This is a genomic window from Nitratireductor sp. WH36-1 (assembly GCF_058725515.1).
Window position 1 is genome coordinate 200,240 of record NZ_CM178970.1, and the last position, 14,193, is coordinate 214,432.

12 protein-coding genes and 1 pseudogene are annotated in these 14,193 nt (G+C 61.8%); 11 read left to right on the plus strand and 2 right to left on the minus strand.

The window, feature by feature from the left end; genetic code table 11:
* The first annotated feature begins 97 nt into the window (after positions 1 to 97).
* From AC4PTT_RS00945 to pheT, 7 genes are all read left to right on the plus strand, one after another.
* A complete protein-coding gene (locus AC4PTT_RS00945) occupies positions 98 to 733 on the plus strand; it encodes a methyltransferase family protein (protein ID WP_492161943.1) in 636 nt (211 codons plus the stop codon).
* A 245-nt stretch (positions 734 to 978) separates the two neighbouring features.
* On the plus strand, positions 979 to 1,179 hold the full coding sequence (gene rpmI, locus AC4PTT_RS00950) for a 50S ribosomal protein L35 (RefSeq protein WP_007009054.1): 201 nt from the start codon (positions 979 to 981) through the stop codon (positions 1,177 to 1,179).
* Between the two features lie 37 nt (positions 1,180 to 1,216).
* Positions 1,217 to 1,618: a 50S ribosomal protein L20 gene (rplT, locus tag AC4PTT_RS00955; RefSeq protein ID WP_007009055.1), complete on the plus strand. Its 402-nt coding sequence runs from the start codon at positions 1,217 to 1,219 to the stop codon at positions 1,616 to 1,618.
* Positions 1,619 to 1,704: 86 nt separating this feature from the next.
* Entirely contained in the window at positions 1,705 to 2,592 is an 888-nt protein-coding gene (locus tag AC4PTT_RS00960; protein WP_206995405.1) for a BUD32 family EKC/KEOPS complex subunit, read from the plus strand.
* On the plus strand, positions 2,589 to 3,674 hold the full coding sequence (gene pheS / locus AC4PTT_RS00965; RefSeq protein ID WP_492161944.1) for a phenylalanine--tRNA ligase subunit alpha: 1,086 nt from the start codon (positions 2,589 to 2,591) through the stop codon (positions 3,672 to 3,674). The genes AC4PTT_RS00960 and pheS overlap by 4 nt, the downstream gene beginning before the upstream one ends.
* Positions 3,674 to 4,096 (plus strand): ASCH domain-containing protein, encoded by a 423-nt coding sequence (locus AC4PTT_RS00970; RefSeq protein ID WP_492161945.1) that lies wholly within the window; start codon positions 3,674 to 3,676, stop codon positions 4,094 to 4,096. Before pheS ends, AC4PTT_RS00970 begins: the two co-directional genes overlap by 1 nt.
* Before the next feature lie 4 nt (positions 4,097 to 4,100).
* Positions 4,101 to 6,506 carry a phenylalanine--tRNA ligase subunit beta gene (gene pheT / locus AC4PTT_RS00975; RefSeq protein WP_492161946.1) on the plus strand — a complete coding sequence of 802 codons (2,406 nt, stop codon included), beginning with the start codon at positions 4,101 to 4,103 and terminating at the stop codon, positions 6,504 to 6,506.
* 8 nt (positions 6,507 to 6,514) lie between these two features.
* Here the strand turns inward: pheT and rhuM are convergent, their stop codons facing one another.
* Positions 6,515 to 7,537 carry a RhuM family protein gene (gene rhuM / locus AC4PTT_RS00980; RefSeq protein WP_297563656.1) on the minus strand — a complete coding sequence of 341 codons (1,023 nt, stop codon included), beginning with the start codon at positions 7,535 to 7,537 and terminating at the stop codon, positions 6,515 to 6,517.
* Positions 7,538 to 7,653: 116 nt separating this feature from the next.
* Here rhuM and AC4PTT_RS00985 point away from each other — a divergent pair, with 116 nt between their 5' ends.
* Complete coding sequence (locus AC4PTT_RS00985; protein ID WP_206553330.1) at positions 7,654 to 8,640, plus strand: Gfo/Idh/MocA family protein; 987 nt, start codon at positions 7,654 to 7,656, stop codon at positions 8,638 to 8,640.
* Between the two features lie 33 nt (positions 8,641 to 8,673).
* Here the strand turns inward: AC4PTT_RS00985 and AC4PTT_RS00990 are convergent.
* Positions 8,674 to 9,108, minus strand: a pseudogene (locus AC4PTT_RS00990) (cell wall hydrolase); the annotation flags it as partial.
* Between the two features lie 554 nt (positions 9,109 to 9,662).
* Between AC4PTT_RS00990 and dnaK the strand changes: the two are divergent.
* The 3 genes from dnaK (at position 9,663) to dnaJ (ending at position 14,182) form a co-directional block, all read left to right on the plus strand.
* On the plus strand, positions 9,663 to 11,576 hold the full coding sequence (gene dnaK / locus AC4PTT_RS00995) for a molecular chaperone DnaK (protein ID WP_113153682.1): 1,914 nt from the start codon (positions 9,663 to 9,665) through the stop codon (positions 11,574 to 11,576).
* Positions 11,577 to 11,804: 228 nt separating this feature from the next.
* Entirely contained in the window at positions 11,805 to 12,902 is a 1,098-nt protein-coding gene (locus AC4PTT_RS01000; RefSeq protein ID WP_492161947.1) for an acyltransferase family protein, read from the plus strand.
* A gap of 155 nt (positions 12,903 to 13,057) precedes the next feature.
* Positions 13,058 to 14,182 carry a molecular chaperone DnaJ gene (dnaJ, locus tag AC4PTT_RS01005; protein WP_113153680.1) on the plus strand — a complete coding sequence of 375 codons (1,125 nt, stop codon included), beginning with the start codon at positions 13,058 to 13,060 and terminating at the stop codon, positions 14,180 to 14,182.
* Positions 14,183 to 14,193 lie beyond the last annotated feature (11 nt).

The following is a 14,193-nucleotide window of genomic DNA, read 5'->3' on the forward strand; positions in this document are numbered from 1 at the left end:
CGCGATAAAGCCGGAACTTTGTCCGGCTCTTCCCCCACAAAATGCCACATTCCCTCCCTAGCAAAACCATAAACATGGTTTGCTAGGGGGTTTTCGCGTGTCCATTCACCAGATTGCGCTTGGACAGTTCCAGCGCCTGCGCATCGCCAGTTTCTGGCTGATTGCCTCTCTGCTGTGCGGCTTCGTTCTCTTTTTCCATTCCGGCTGGGCGCATTACCAGCCACTCGGCATTGATGTTGAGGAGATCATCGAGATCGCCGGCCTCGGCCTGATCGGCATCGCCATCGTGGGCAGGCTCTGGTGCACGCTCTATATCGGCGGGCGCAAGGCGGCGGAGCTGGTGCAGGACGACCCCTACTCGATCACACGCAATCCGCTCTATGTCTTTTCCACCATCGGCGCGATGGGTGTGGGCGCGCAGACCGGCAGCATCATCGCGGCGCTGATCTGCGGCGCTCTGGCCGCTTTCATTCTCAGCATCACCGCGCGTCGCGAAGAACACCACCTGCGCGACACCTTCGGCGACGCCTATGACGCCTACGCGGCGCGCGTGCCTTCATTCCTCCCGAACCCAAAGCTCTTTCACGATCCCAAGACGCTGACCATCCTGCCGGAGCGGCTTTACGGAACGCTGCGGGACGGCCTGATCTTCTTTCTCGCCATGCCGGCCTTCGAACTGGTCGAATATGTCCAGGATCTCGGGCTGCTGCCCACTCTGTTCCGTCTCTACTGATCCGGCCCCGCAACCCCGCCCCGCAACGCGGCCAAATCAGGAGTTGCGCAATCTTTCGCCCCCCGCTATAAGGCCGCGTTCCTGGACCGGCCGGCAGGGCATGCCGTGGCGGTCCTTAATGCTGAAAAGCACACGCAGGGAACCGAGCAGACGAAATGCGGCTCAGGCCGCCGCTGGATTTCCGGCGCTCCTTGCGGAGCCGTTTGCACCGACACACCGGCGTGAGCCAAGAACGGAGAAGCAAAATGCCCAAGATGAAGACGAAGTCTTCTGTCAAGAAGCGGTTCAAGGTAACCGCCACCGGCAAGGTGAAAGTCGCAGCTGCTGGCAAGCGCCACGGCATGATCAAGCGTTCCAACAAGTTCATCCGCGATGCCCGCGGCACGATGGTTCTTTCCGATCCCGATACGAAGATCGTGAAGAAGTTCATGCCCTACGGCCTGTAATCGCAGGAACCCGGAACACATTTAAGGAGATCATGTCATGGCACGCGTAAAGAGGGGCGTTACCGCCCACGCCAAGCACAAGAAGGTCATGAAAGCCGCCAAGGGTTTCTACGGCCGTCGCAAGAACACCATTCGCATCGCCAAGCAGGCGGTCGAAAAGTCGATGCAGTACGCCTACCGCGATCGCAAGGCTCGCAAGCGCAATTTCCGCGCTCTGTGGATCCAGCGCATCAACGCCGGCGCACGCGAACACGGCCTGACCTATGGCCGCTTCATCGACGGCCTCAACAAGGCCGGCATCGAGATCGATCGCAAGGTGCTGGCCGACATGGCCGTGCATGAGCCGCAGGCATTCGCCGCTCTGGTGAAGAAGTCCAAGGAAGCGCTCGTGTACCTCAAGGACACCACCCCGAATGCTTTTGAAAGCGCTGTCGCCTAAGGCCAGCGCTTCCCGAAGCAATCAGGTTTAGTTCGGGAAACCCGCGCTGGCAGGGCTGGCGCGGGTTTTTCTTTGTGATGAAGACCATGAACGACGAGACGAGACACGAGCAGGACGTTCTTTCGCCGGAAGCGACGGCGACACTGCTGCGCATGCTCATCACCGGTGAGCGCGAGCGCGTCTCCTCGGCCGTGCTCGACGGACAGACCGTCTGGATCAAGCGTTACGATGTGGAGCGGGTGCCGGTGGCCAAATGGCTGCACACGGCGCTGACGCCGCTGATGCCCTCCGCCTTCCTGCGCGCGTCACCTAAAACGAACAGGGCAAGCGCCATCGACCGTGAAGCGCGCAAGCTCGAAGCCTTCCGCGCCGCAGGGCTGCCAACGGCGAAACTGCTCTTCCGCAACGACAGGGTGCTCGTTCTGTCGAATGTGGCTCCCATCGCCCAGAACGAGCTGGCCATGCTGGCGCAGCACGGCGAAGACGCCGCCCATGACAGGCTCCTCGTTGACGCGGCGCGGGCCCTGCACGACGCGCACAGGCGCGGATTGTGTCACGGCCGTCCTCACCCGCGCGACATGTTCATCACCAGCGATGAACGCTGGGGCTTCGTCGACTTCGAGGAAGAACCGGAAGCCTCCATGCCGCTTGCCACGGCGCAGGCGCGTGACGTCTGGCTTCTGTTTCTGCAGATCTGCATGCAGGCGAAGCAGCCCGAAACGCCGCAGGCGGCGTTCGACGCCTATTTCGCCACCCCGCCTTCCGGAGTGCGCGACGCACTGCGGCGGATCGTCCGATTTCTCTCGCCGCTCATCCCCTTTCTCGGCGCAATCGAGCACAGGGGGCTTGGCAGCGACGGCAAGCGCGTGTTGAAAGCGACACGGTTTCTCAAAACGGCTCTCGGCAACGCGGCGGCCAGCCCCGCCGAAATGAGCCAGCACGACATCAAACCCAAAAAGGGCTACGAGGCATGAGCGAACTCGAAGAACTGGAAAAGACCATCGCCGGGCAGATCGCCACGGCCGCCGACGAGCAGGAGATCGAGGCGGTGCGCGTTGCGACGCTCGGCAAAAAGGGCTCGGTCTCGCAGATGCTGAAGACGCTCGGCTCCATGTCGCCGGAAGAGCGGCAGGTGATGGGCCCGGCGATCAACGGTCTCAAGACGCGCGTCACCGAAGCGCTGACCACAAGGCGCACCGAGCTGCGCGAAGCTGCCATCGACGCCCGGCTGGAGCGTGAGAAGGTCGATGTGACCCTGCCCGTGCGCCGCCCGCCGGCCGAGCGCGGCCGCATCCACCCGATCAGCCAGGTGATCGACGAGATCACGGCCATCTTCGCCGATATGGGCTTCGCCATCGCCGAAGGTCCGGACATCGAGACCGACTATTACAACTTCACGGCGCTTAACTTCCCCGAAGGCCATCCGGCCCGCGAGATGCACGACACCTTCTTCTTCCCGCCGGATGAGAAGGGTGAGCGCAAGCTCCTGCGCACGCACACCTCGCCGGTTCAGATCCACACGATGGAAGCCCAGGAACCGCCGATCCGCATCGTCATTCCGGGCAAGACCTACCGTCAGGATTCGGATGCCACGCATTCGCCCATGTTCCACCAGCTCGAAGGGCTGGTGATCGACAAGACGGCCAATGTCGCCAACATGAAGTGGGTTCTGCAGGAATTCTGCAAATCCTTCTTCGAGGTGCCGCAGCTGAACATGCGCTTCCGCCCGTCCTTCTTCCCCTTCACCGAGCCAAGCCTGGAAGTGGACATCCAGTGCGACCGCTCGCAGCCGGGCGAAGTGCGCTTCGGCGAGGGCAATGACTGGATGGAGATCCTCGGCTGCGGAATGGTGCACCCCAATGTGCTGCGCGCCTGCGGTCTCGATCCGGACGAGTATCAGGGCTTTGCCTGGGGCATGGGCATCGACCGTATCGCCACGCTGAAATACGGCATGCCTGACCTGCGCGATTACTTCGACGCGGATGTGCGCTGGCTGGAGCATTACGGCTTCCGCCCGCTCGACCTGCCGACGCTTTTCGGCGGATTGAGCGCCTGATGACTTTGTCTCAAGGCCATGGCGAGACGATCCGTTTCGCGTTCGGCGACAGCCCGGCGCTGGCAGATGAACTGCTGGAGCTGGTGCTTGCCGGACGCAAGACGGCGACCTGCGGGGCCTTGAGCGACTTCGAGGCCGGCGGCGAGCCAATGCCGCAGGTTGGGCGGCAGGATATCGTCCTTGACGGCAAGGGACGCCCTGCTGCCGTAATCGAGACGGTAGAGGTCACCATTCGCGCCTTTAGCGAAGTGGACGAAGATTTTGCACGCGCCGAAGGCGAGGGAGACCTCTCGCTGACATGCTGGCGTGAGGGACATGAGGCCTATTTCCAGAGAAATGGCGGCTTCAGCCCCGATATGAAACTGGTTTGCGAGCGGTTCCGGCTGGTGAAAATCCTGGAACGGCAAGACCCGAAGGAATGATGCCATGAAATTCACGCTCTCCTGGCTCAAGGAGCACCTTGAGACCGACGCCACGCTCGACGAGATCGTCGAGAAGCTCACCATGATCGGCCTTGAGGTCGAAGAGGTGGACGACAAGGCGTCGCTGAAGCCGTTCGTGATCGCGAAAATTCTGACAGCCGAGCAGCATCCCGATGCCGACCGGCTGCGGGTTCTTTCCGTCGACACGGGCGACGGCAAGCCGGTTCAGGTGGTCTGCGGCGCGCCCAATGCGCGTGCGGGCCTTGTCGGCGCGTTCGCGGCGCCCGGCGCTTATGTGCCCGGCATCGACGTGACGCTCTCCGTCGGCAAGATCCGCGGCGTGGAAAGCCACGGCATGATGTGCTCGGAACGCGAGCTGCAGATGTCGGACGAGCACAACGGCATCATCGACCTGCCCGAAGACGCCCCCGTCGGCACTTCATTCGCAAGCTGGGCGAACCTTGACGACCCGGTGATCGAGATCGGTCTGACGCCGAACCGTCCCGACTGCACCGGCGTGCATGGCATTGCCCGCGATCTGGCGGCTGCCGGCCTTGGCACGCTCAGGGATGCGCCCATTACGCCGGTTGCCGGCAAGGGCGCGTGCCCTGTCGAGCTGACCATCGAAGCACCGGAGCTTTGCCCCGGCTTCGCGCTGCGTCTCGTGCGCGGTGTGAAGAACGGCCCCTCGCCCAAATGGATGCAGCAGCGTCTGACGGCGATTGGCCTGCGCCCGATCAACGCGCTGGTCGACATCACCAACTACGTGACCTTCGATCTTGGCCGCCCGCTCCACGTCTTCGACGCCGCCAAGGTGAGGGGCGACCTCACCGTGCGCCGGGCCAAAGAAGGCGAGACGGTTCTGGCGCTTGACGAGCGCACGTACAAACTCACCCCGGAGATGTGCGTCATCGCCGATGGCAATGGCGTCGAGTCGATTGCCGGCATCATGGGCGGCGAGCACTCGGGCTGCGATGAGAACACCACGGACGTGCTGATCGAATCCGCCCTCTGGGACGCGATGAACATCGCCCGCACCGGCCGCGATCTCGGCATCATCACCGATGCGCGCTACCGCTTCGAGCGCGGCGCGGACCCGGAGATGATGGAGCCCGGTCTTGAAGTCGCCACCCGGCTCGTTCTGGACCTGTGCGGCGGCGAGCCGAGCGAAAGCCGCGTGGTCGGCTATCAGGGCTACGAGCCGCGCAGCATCACCTTCCCGGTGAGCGAGGTGAAGCGCCTGACCGGTCTCGATGTGTCGACCGCCGAGAGCAAGGACATTCTCCAGCGTCTCGGCTTCGCCTCCACGGGCGAGGGCGACGTGCTTGAGGTTTCCGTGCCGTCCTGGCGGCCGGACATCGACGGCAAGGCCGATCTGGTGGAAGAGGTGATGCGCATTCACGGCGTGAACGAGATCGCGCCCGAGCCCCTCTCCTCCCACGGCGCGGTCAACAGCCAGATCCTCACCGTCCTGCAGAACCGCACCCGCAATGCGCGGCGCGCTCTTGCCGTGCGCGGCATGATGGAAGCCGTGACCTGGACCTTCATCGATGAAGCGCAGGCGAAGCTCTTCGGTGGTGGCGATGCATCGCTCAAGCTCTCCAACCCGATTGCCGCAGCCATGTCGGACATGCGCCCCTCGCTGCTGCCGGGCCTGATCGCAGCCGCCCAGCGCAATGCAGCGCGCGGCTTTGCCGATGTGGCTCTGTTCGAGGTGTCGAGCACCTATGAGAATGACAGCTATGCCGGCCAGCGCCGGGTTGCCGGCGGCATCCGCCGCGGCACGGCAAAGATGGACGGCTCCGGGCGTCACTGGTCAGGCAACAGCGAAGCGGTCGGCGTGTTCGACGCCAAGGCCGATGCGCTGGCCGCTCTCGAGGCAGCGGGTGCGCCTGTCGACAAGCTGCAGATCGTGGCCGGTGGTCCGGACTGGTATCACCCGGGCCGCTCCGGCACGATCCGTCTTGGACCCAAGATCGTGCTCGCCACGTTCGGTGAGATTCACCCGCGCACGCTGGAGGCGCTGGACGCCGAAGGACCGATCTGCGGTTTCGAGGTGTTCATCGACACGATCCCCGAGCCCAAGGCGAAGGCAACGCGCACCAAGCCGCGCCTGGAGCTTTCGCCCTTCCAGCTCGTGCGCCGCGATTTCGCCTTTGTGGTCGACAAATCGGTCGAGGCGGCAACCATCGAGCGGGCAGCTGCGGCAGCCGACAAGAAGCTCGTGACCGCCGTGCGCGTGTTCGACATCTTCGAGGGCGCATCGCTCGGCGAAGACAAGAAGTCGGTCGCCATCGAAGTCTCGATCCAGCCGCGTGAAAAGACGCTGACGGACGAGGAACTCGAAGCCATCGCCGGCCGCATCGTGGCCAATGTCGGCAAGCAGACCGGCGGCACGCTGCGCGGTTAGATCACATATCAGCGGCGCCCTTTGGGGAGCCGCTTGGCTTCGCGGACGAGTGCAGAAATGTGCTCGTCCGCTTTCTTATGGCGTTCAATTTTGAGCTGTTCGGAATACCGTGTGTATTCGCTGCGCGCATGTTCTTTTGCAGCCTCCGCGCTAACGCTGCCACCTGAACGCAGAACGGTTCGTCCAAGTCCGACCAGCTGCGCCTCCAAAAGACGGGTCGCATCGTCCATCACCACCAGACGGCCAAGATCCGCCTGATCTTCGAATATGTCGAGGAGGATCGTGGTCAGGCGATTGAGTTCGCGGAGCTCCGCTTCGGCCAGATAGTTCTTGGAAACAGTCACATCCCGTTTTCGGATTGCGTCGCCGGGCCAGCTTTGCAAGCCCATATTCTCGAACTGGTGGTTGGCGCGCGCCTGCACCAGTTCTGATGGCGTCTGCGAAACGACGGCATAAATCAGCTTTGCCTGCGTCTGCTGAAAGAAGCTCTGCGCGCTTGCTGAACGCCCGTCATAGTCCTGGCACAGGGCGCAGATTCGCTGCAGTTCCCGATAAACATTCGCTTCATCGGAACGAATGTCCCGGATGATCTCCCGCAGTTCCGCAATGCGATCCCGGTTGCTTTCCTGCTTCAGGCGCACGGCATCCACAACGAAGCCCTTGCGCGCGAACTGAACCAGAATCCCGGTGGCCCAGCGGCGGAACAGGGTGGCCTGCGCGGACGAGACCCGGTAGCCAACAGAGATGATCATATCGAGGCTGTAGAGTACGGCTGGACGTCCTCGAGTTGTTTGCATTTTTTGCAAAGAACTCTCTTCGTCCAACTCTCCTTCGGCAATCACATTCGTTACATGCCGGGATATGACGGAGACGTCACGTCCGAAAAGCCGGGCGATCTGCTCCTGCGTCATCCAGAGCGTTTCAGCTTCATAACGGATATCGAGCCGCAGCCCCTTTTCACCGTCGTAGATCAGAAAGCGATCTCCGGTTTCTCCATCTTCCACCAGGTGAACCGGCTCATCTGCAGGCATGGGTGTCTCCAAGACTGTTTGCGGAACATTAGCAGAACAAAAAGAGTCGGAAAACCTTATCGGTTTTCTTTCCCCGAACTATGTGATTGCCTGCGCCAAATTCAGGAGGAGAATCCATGTTCCGTTGGGGCGTTCTTTCGACGGCCAAGATCGGTCGCGAGCAGGTTATTCCGCAGATCCAGGATGCCGAAAACGGCGTGGTGACGGCGATTGCCAGCCGCGATGAGGCCAAAGCGCAGGCGCTGGCTGCGCGCTTCGGCGTTCCGCACACCTTCTCGTCCTACGACGCGCTTCTCGCCTCGCCGGATGTGGACGGCGTCTACATCCCGCTGCCGACCTCCGATCATGTGGACTGGGCCATCAGGGCGGCCGACGCCGGCAAGCACGTGCTGGTCGAGAAGCCGCTGGCGCTCGATGCAAAGGACATTGCCCGCGTCATCGAGGCGCGCGACCGGAACAATGTCGTCGTCTCGGAAGCTTTCATGGTCACCTACCACCCGCAATGGCACAAGGTGCGTGACCTGATCGCCGAAGGCGCCATCGGCCGGCTGCGGCATGTGCAGGGCGTGTTCTGCTATCACAATGTCGACCCCGACAACATGCGCAACAAGCCGGAGCTTGGCGGTGGCGGCCTGCCCGACATTGGCGTCTACCCCACGGTCACCACCCGCTTTGCAACCGGCAGCGAGCCGCAGCGCGTGCAGGCGATGGTGGAGCGCGACCCGAATTTCGGCACCGACATCTACGCCAGCGCCAAGGCCGATTTCGGCAACTTCGAACTGACCTTCTACGTCTCGACGCAGATGGCGCTCAGACAGTCGATGGTGTTCCATGGCGACAAGGGGTTCATCGAGGTCAACGCCCCCTTCAACACCCCGGACTATGGCGATACCCGCGTTACCGTGTTCAGCGCCGATCACAACAGCGCCAGCGTCCACCGTTTTCCCCGCGCCCGGCAGTACCGTCTGCAGGCGGAAGCCATCGCGCGGGCGGCGCGGGGCGAAGAGGCGGCGATCTTCACGCTCGAGGATTCGGTGAAGAACCAGAAACTCATAGACGCCATCTATCGCGCCGCCACCCATGATGGCTGGGAGACAGTCTAGCAGAAGCCGCTGCCGCAGGGTGCGGCGGCACTTTCAGACTCCGTCGGCGGACCGGGGCGACAGGAAGATGTGTCGCCCGATCTGGCCATGCCTGTGCATCTGTTTAGCCCATTTGGGGCTGACATAATTGGCATAGTAATGCGTGGCGTCGACGGCCAGATAGTTGGTTTTGTCGACCAGCGTGTAATTGTTGCATTCGGGTGCGCAGGAGTATCGGGCCTTGGCGATCCTGAATGCGAGCTGCCAGGCTTCGGCATCTTTCGGCACCAGTGAAATGCCTGTGCAGGCGAATGAAAACTGGCAGCGATTGCGCCAGCGCGCATTTTGAAAGACCACGCCACAAATGCTGGGCGGATATGCAGGCGACCTGCTTCTGTTGAAGATCACCATCGCGACGGCCTTCTGCCCGCTCACCGTTTCTCCCCGCGCCTCGTAATAGATGGCGGTGGCCAGACAGGTGCGCTCCGCAAGGCGATTGATTGCCACAAGGGCGTCCTCCACGGCGGCGGGCTTCTGCGCCGCCCTGAGCGCCATGGCGACCGGCAGCCTGATCGGTGCTCTCTTCGCGCCAGCCTTCTTTTCTTCGTTCTCCCAGATACAGCCTGCCTGGAGCAGGAACGACACAACGAGCCCCCAGAACACGAATCTTCGGACCATTATTTTCCCGGATGTCAGTTTGATCGGCGGTTATCGCCTGAGCCAAATCCCCCCTCGGCGACCCGCTCTCACATCAGCGGCAGCCGATCAAATTGACTTTTCCTCAAAGTCCGAAGCGTTCCGTTTCATCATCAACGCCGCGCGGGGCAAGCGTCAGAGCGCCGGTCGCGGCCTCCGAACCCCGCTTTCGAAGCCAAATCGGGGCAAATCCCGCCTTGCGCTTGAAAAATCCCATTCTTATATACGCCACGAAGCCGTTTGGCGCGTTTCGTCCTGAGGCGCTGCTGCGGCAATTTCGTATGAACAGGGGCTGTCATCTGGAACGCCGGAATGGGTCCTGACAGTCTGCTTTGCGGAGAGAAGATATGGCAAAAGTAATCGGTATCGACCTCGGAACGACCAATTCCTGCGTCGCCGTCATGGATGGCAAGGACGCGAAGGTTATTGAGAACGCGGAAGGTGCACGCACCACCCCGTCCATCGTGGCATTCACGGATTCGGGCGAGCGTCTCGTCGGCCAGCCGGCCAAGCGTCAGGCTGTCACCAACCCGGAAAACACCCTTTTCGCGATCAAGCGCCTGATCGGCCGTCGCTTCTCCGACCCCACGGTCGAGAAGGACAAGAAGCTGGTCCCCTACAAGATCGTCAAGGCTGACAATGGCGATGCATGGGTTGAGGCCCATGGCGAAACCTATTCGCCTTCGCAGATCTCGGCGATGACCCTTCAGAAGATGAAGGAAACGGCTGAGTCCTATCTCGGCGAGAAGGTCGAGCAGGCCGTCATCACCGTGCCCGCATACTTCAACGACGCCCAGCGTCAGGCCACCAAGGACGCCGGCAAGATCGCCGGTCTTGAAGTCCTGCGCATCATCAACGAGCCGACTGCAGCAGCGCTTGCCTATGGTCTCGACAAGAAAGACGGCAAGACCATCGCCGTTTACGACCTTGGCGGCGGCACGTTCGACGTTTCGATCCTCGAGATCGGCGACGGCGTGTTCGAGGTGAAGTCTACCAATGGCGACACCTTCCTCGGCGGTGAAGACTTCGACATGCGTCTGGTCGAGTACCTGGCGGCTGAGTTCAAGAAAGAGCAGGGCATCGACCTGCAGCAGGACAAGCTTGCCCTGCAGCGCCTGAAGGAAGCTGCCGAGAAGGCCAAGATCGAGCTGTCGTCCGCTTCGCAGACCGAAATCAACCTGCCCTTCATCACGGCCGACCAGTCGGGTCCGAAGCACCTGACCATGAAGCTGACCCGCGCCAAGTTCGAGAGCCTCGTCGAGGATCTCGTGAAGCGCACGGTCGAGCCCTGTAAGGCCGCTCTGAAGGATGCCGGCCTCAACGCTGGCGAGATCGACGAAGTGGTTCTGGTCGGCGGCATGACCCGCATGCCGAAGGTTCAGGAGACCGTGAAGGCCTTCTTCGGCAAGGACCCGCACAAGGGTGTGAACCCGGACGAAGTGGTCGCCATGGGCGCCGCCATTCAGGCCGGTGTTCTGCAGGGTGACGTGAAGGACGTCCTGCTGCTCGACGTGACCCCGCTTTCGCTGGGCATCGAGACGCTCGGTGGCGTGTTCACGCGCCTGATCGACCGCAACACGACGATCCCGACCAAGAAGAGCCAGGTCTTCTCGACCGCCGAGGACAATCAGAATGCCGTGACCATCAACGTGTTCCAGGGTGAACGCGAAATGGCTGCGGACAACAAGAGCCTTGGCCGCTTCGACCTGACCGGTCTTCCGCCCGCACCGCGCGGCGTGCCGCAGATCGAGGTCACGTTCGACATCGACGCCAACGGCATCGTGAACGTGTCCGCGAAGGACAAGGGCACCGGCAAGGAGCAGGCGATCCGCATTCAGGCTTCCGGCGGTCTCAGCGACGATGAGATCGACAACATGGTGAAGGACGCCGAGTCCAACGCCGAGGCCGACAAGAAGCGCCGCGAGGCGGTCGAAGCCAAGAACCAGGCCGAGGCCCTCATCCACTCCACGGAGAAGTCGCTTGGCGAATATGGCGACAAGGTCTCCGAGGAAGAGAAGAAGGCCATCGAAGACGCACTCGCCGACCTGAAGACGGCCGTCGAGGGCGACGACGCCGAGGACATCAAGGCGAAGACCAACACCCTCGCCGAAGCTTCCATGAAGCTTGGTCAGGCCATGTACGAGGCCAGCCAGACCGAAGCTGCCGAGGCAGACGCAGCGGCTGACGCCAAGGCTTCCGGCGACGATGTCGTTGACGCCGATTTCGAAGAGATCGACGAAGACGACAAGAAGTCGGCCTGATCGTCAGGCAGTGAATCTGAAAAGCCCGGGGTTTTCGCCCCGGGCTTTTTTTCATGCCTTTTAAAGAATCCCCCCGATAAGATTGCCGGCAAACTAGAGCGCGGGACCGAAAATCGGCATCCGGTTTTCGGGTTATTCCGATGCTCGATCAATAACTTGGATCGCCCTTTATGCGTCCGAACGGACACAGGGCGCTCGAGAATATCTGTTGGATTGGCCGGGGGGCTCATGATCCGCTATCGACTTTATGAGATCTGGCGCTTTGCGGCAGCGCTTCTGATCATGCTTTACCACTTCGGCCACTTCGCGCCCGGCGAAGGGCTTCAGGTGAAAAACGAGCTGGAAGCGCTGCGGCCACTGCTCGACATGTTTTTCATCATATCGGGCTTTCTCATCTTCTCGCGCTATGGCGATCAGGTGCGCGATGCCCGGAGCTACGGCGTCTATCTATACAAGCGGCTGATACGCCTCTACCCGCTTCATCTGGCGACGCTGTCCTACTTCGTCTTTATCGGCCTTCTGGTTTCGCTCGGCGTTCTCCGCACCGGTGGCGAAGCCGCCCTTTTCGACTGGAGCGCCCTTCCCGCCAACCTGCTGCTGATCCAGGCCTGGGGCGTGGAAAACCATCTCACCTTCAATTTCGTCTCCTGGTCTCTCTCGGCGGAGTGGTTTGCCTATCTTCTCCTGCCCGTCATCATCATGGCCTATCGCCGTGGCGGGCTCACGGGCCTGTTCGGCCTCCTGTTCGCCTGCTACGCCATTCTGGAAGTAATGGTGCGCACGGGCGTCATGCCCTTCGAGAGCTGGGTTCAGGCAGACACATGGGGCGCTTACCGCACCTTTGCTGATTTCGTACTGGGCGCGCTTCTTGCCGTGCTCGTGAGGCGCTCCGCGCTGACCGTGTCGGCCCGCTGGCCTGCCTGGGTCGCAATCCTGCTCGCCTGCACCTCCATGGCGCTCCGGCTCGACATCTATGTGACGCTTCTGCTCCTGGCGATTGCCGTGTTTCTGGCTGGCGTCGTGGAGCGCAACAATCCCGATGGCTACACCTATCCCGCCTTCCTGCGCCCGGCAGCGGCCGTTTCCTTCGGCGTCTATCTGTGGCACCCGGTAACGGAGAGCATTTTCTTCTCCTTCATCTGGGGGCACTACATCCAGTCGCCCTCGGTCGCTCTGTTTTTCGCCTATACGGGCGCGGTGATGCTTCTGACGATTTTCGTCGCCATGGCGTCGTTCCGCTTCTTCGAAAATGTGCTTTCCGGATATCTGCTGAATGCTGCCGGCCTCGGTCGGCAGAAGCCGCGCACGAACGTGGCTGCAGCCTGACGGAGTTCCGGATGCCTGCGCGCATGGCGTGTGACGCCCCGTGCCGCTGGCAATCTGCCGCAAACTATGGCATTCGCTGTCGCGAATACCTAAATAACGGGCACTGATCGGGGGAACAGTGTTCGCTCCAAACAGATTATGCGGGACTCTCATTGATGAAGGCAGATTTTTACGAGACGCTCAGCGTGTCGAGAAACGCCGACGAGAAGGAACTTAAAAGCGCCTTTCGCAAACTCGCCATGCGGTACCATCCGGACCGCAACCCTGGCGATGGCGAGGCGGAAGAGAAGTTCAAGGAAGTCAACGAAGCCTACGAAACGCTGCGTGATCCGCAGAAGCGTGCGGCTTACGATCAGTTCGGCCACGCTGCTTTTGAAAATGGCGGCATGGGTGGACGCGGTGGCTTCGGCGGCGGTGGCGGCGGTTTCGCCGATATCTTCGAAGACATTTTCGGCGACATGATGGGCGGCGGGCGTCGCCGTGGCGGTCGCCAGCATGGCGCAGACCTGCGCTTCAACATGGAAATCACGCTGGAAGAGGCGTTCGCCGGCAAGACCGGGCAGATCCGCGTGCCAACCGCCGTGGCCTGTGACGACTGCGCCGGCACCGGCGCAAAGCCCGGCACGTCTCCGACCCAGTGTCAGATGTGCCATGGCTCGGGCCGTGTGCGCGCGGCACAGGGCTTCTTCTCCGTCGAACGCACCTGCCCGCAGTGTCAGGGGCGTGGCGAAACCATTTCCGACCCCTGCCAGAAGTGCTCCGGACAGGGCCGCGTGGCCGAAGAGCGCTCGCTCTCGGTCAACATCCCGGCCGGCATCGAAGACGGCACGCGCATTCGCCTTGCCGGCGAGGGCGAGGCCGGTCTGCGCGGCGGACCGCCCGGCGACCTCTACATCTTCCTGTCGGTCAAACCACACGAGTTTTTCCAGCGCGACGGCGCCGACCTTTACTGCAAGGTGCCCATCTCGATGACCACGGCAGCACTCGGCGGCTCTTTCGAGGTCACCACGCTGGATGGAACACAGGCCCGTGTCAAAGTGCCCGAAGGCACCCAGAACGGCCGCCAGTTCCGCCTCAGCGGCAAGGGCATGCCCGTGCTGCGACAGACCAAGGTTGGCGATCTTTACATTCAGGTGGCCGTAGAAACGCCGCAAAACCTCACGAAAAAACAGCGTGAGCTTCTTGAAGAGTTCGAGAAAATTTCTTCAAAGGAAAATAGCCCGCAGTCGGCAGGCTTCTTTTCACGTATGAAGGACTTCTTCGAATCCTTCGGAGAATAGCCGCACGGTGC

Excerpts from the sequence above, each read along its gene's own strand:
- AC4PTT_RS00970 (WP_492161945.1), top strand. The coding sequence starts at position 3,674 with ATGACTTTGTCTCAAGGCCATGGCGAGACGATCCGTTTCGCGTTCGGC.
- AC4PTT_RS00985 (WP_206553330.1), top strand. The coding sequence starts at position 7,654 with ATGTTCCGTTGGGGCGTTCTTTCGACGGCCAAGATCGGTCGCGAGCAG.
- dnaJ (WP_113153680.1), top strand. The coding sequence starts at position 13,058 with ATGAAGGCAGATTTTTACGAGACGCTCAGCGTGTCGAGAAACGCCGAC.
- rplT (WP_007009055.1), top strand. The coding sequence starts at position 1,217 with ATGGCACGCGTAAAGAGGGGCGTTACCGCCCACGCCAAGCACAAGAAG.
- AC4PTT_RS00960 (WP_206995405.1), top strand. The coding sequence starts at position 1,705 with ATGAACGACGAGACGAGACACGAGCAGGACGTTCTTTCGCCGGAAGCG.
- dnaK (WP_113153682.1), top strand. The coding sequence starts at position 9,663 with ATGGCAAAAGTAATCGGTATCGACCTCGGAACGACCAATTCCTGCGTC.
- AC4PTT_RS01000 (WP_492161947.1), top strand. The coding sequence starts at position 11,805 with ATGATCCGCTATCGACTTTATGAGATCTGGCGCTTTGCGGCAGCGCTT.
- rpmI (WP_007009054.1), top strand. The coding sequence starts at position 979 with ATGCCCAAGATGAAGACGAAGTCTTCTGTCAAGAAGCGGTTCAAGGTA.
- pheT (WP_492161946.1), top strand. The coding sequence starts at position 4,101 with ATGAAATTCACGCTCTCCTGGCTCAAGGAGCACCTTGAGACCGACGCC.
- pheS (WP_492161944.1), top strand. The coding sequence starts at position 2,589 with ATGAGCGAACTCGAAGAACTGGAAAAGACCATCGCCGGGCAGATCGCC.
- rhuM (WP_297563656.1), bottom strand. The coding sequence starts at position 7,537 with ATGCCTGCAGATGAGCCGGTTCACCTGGTGGAAGATGGAGAAACCGGA.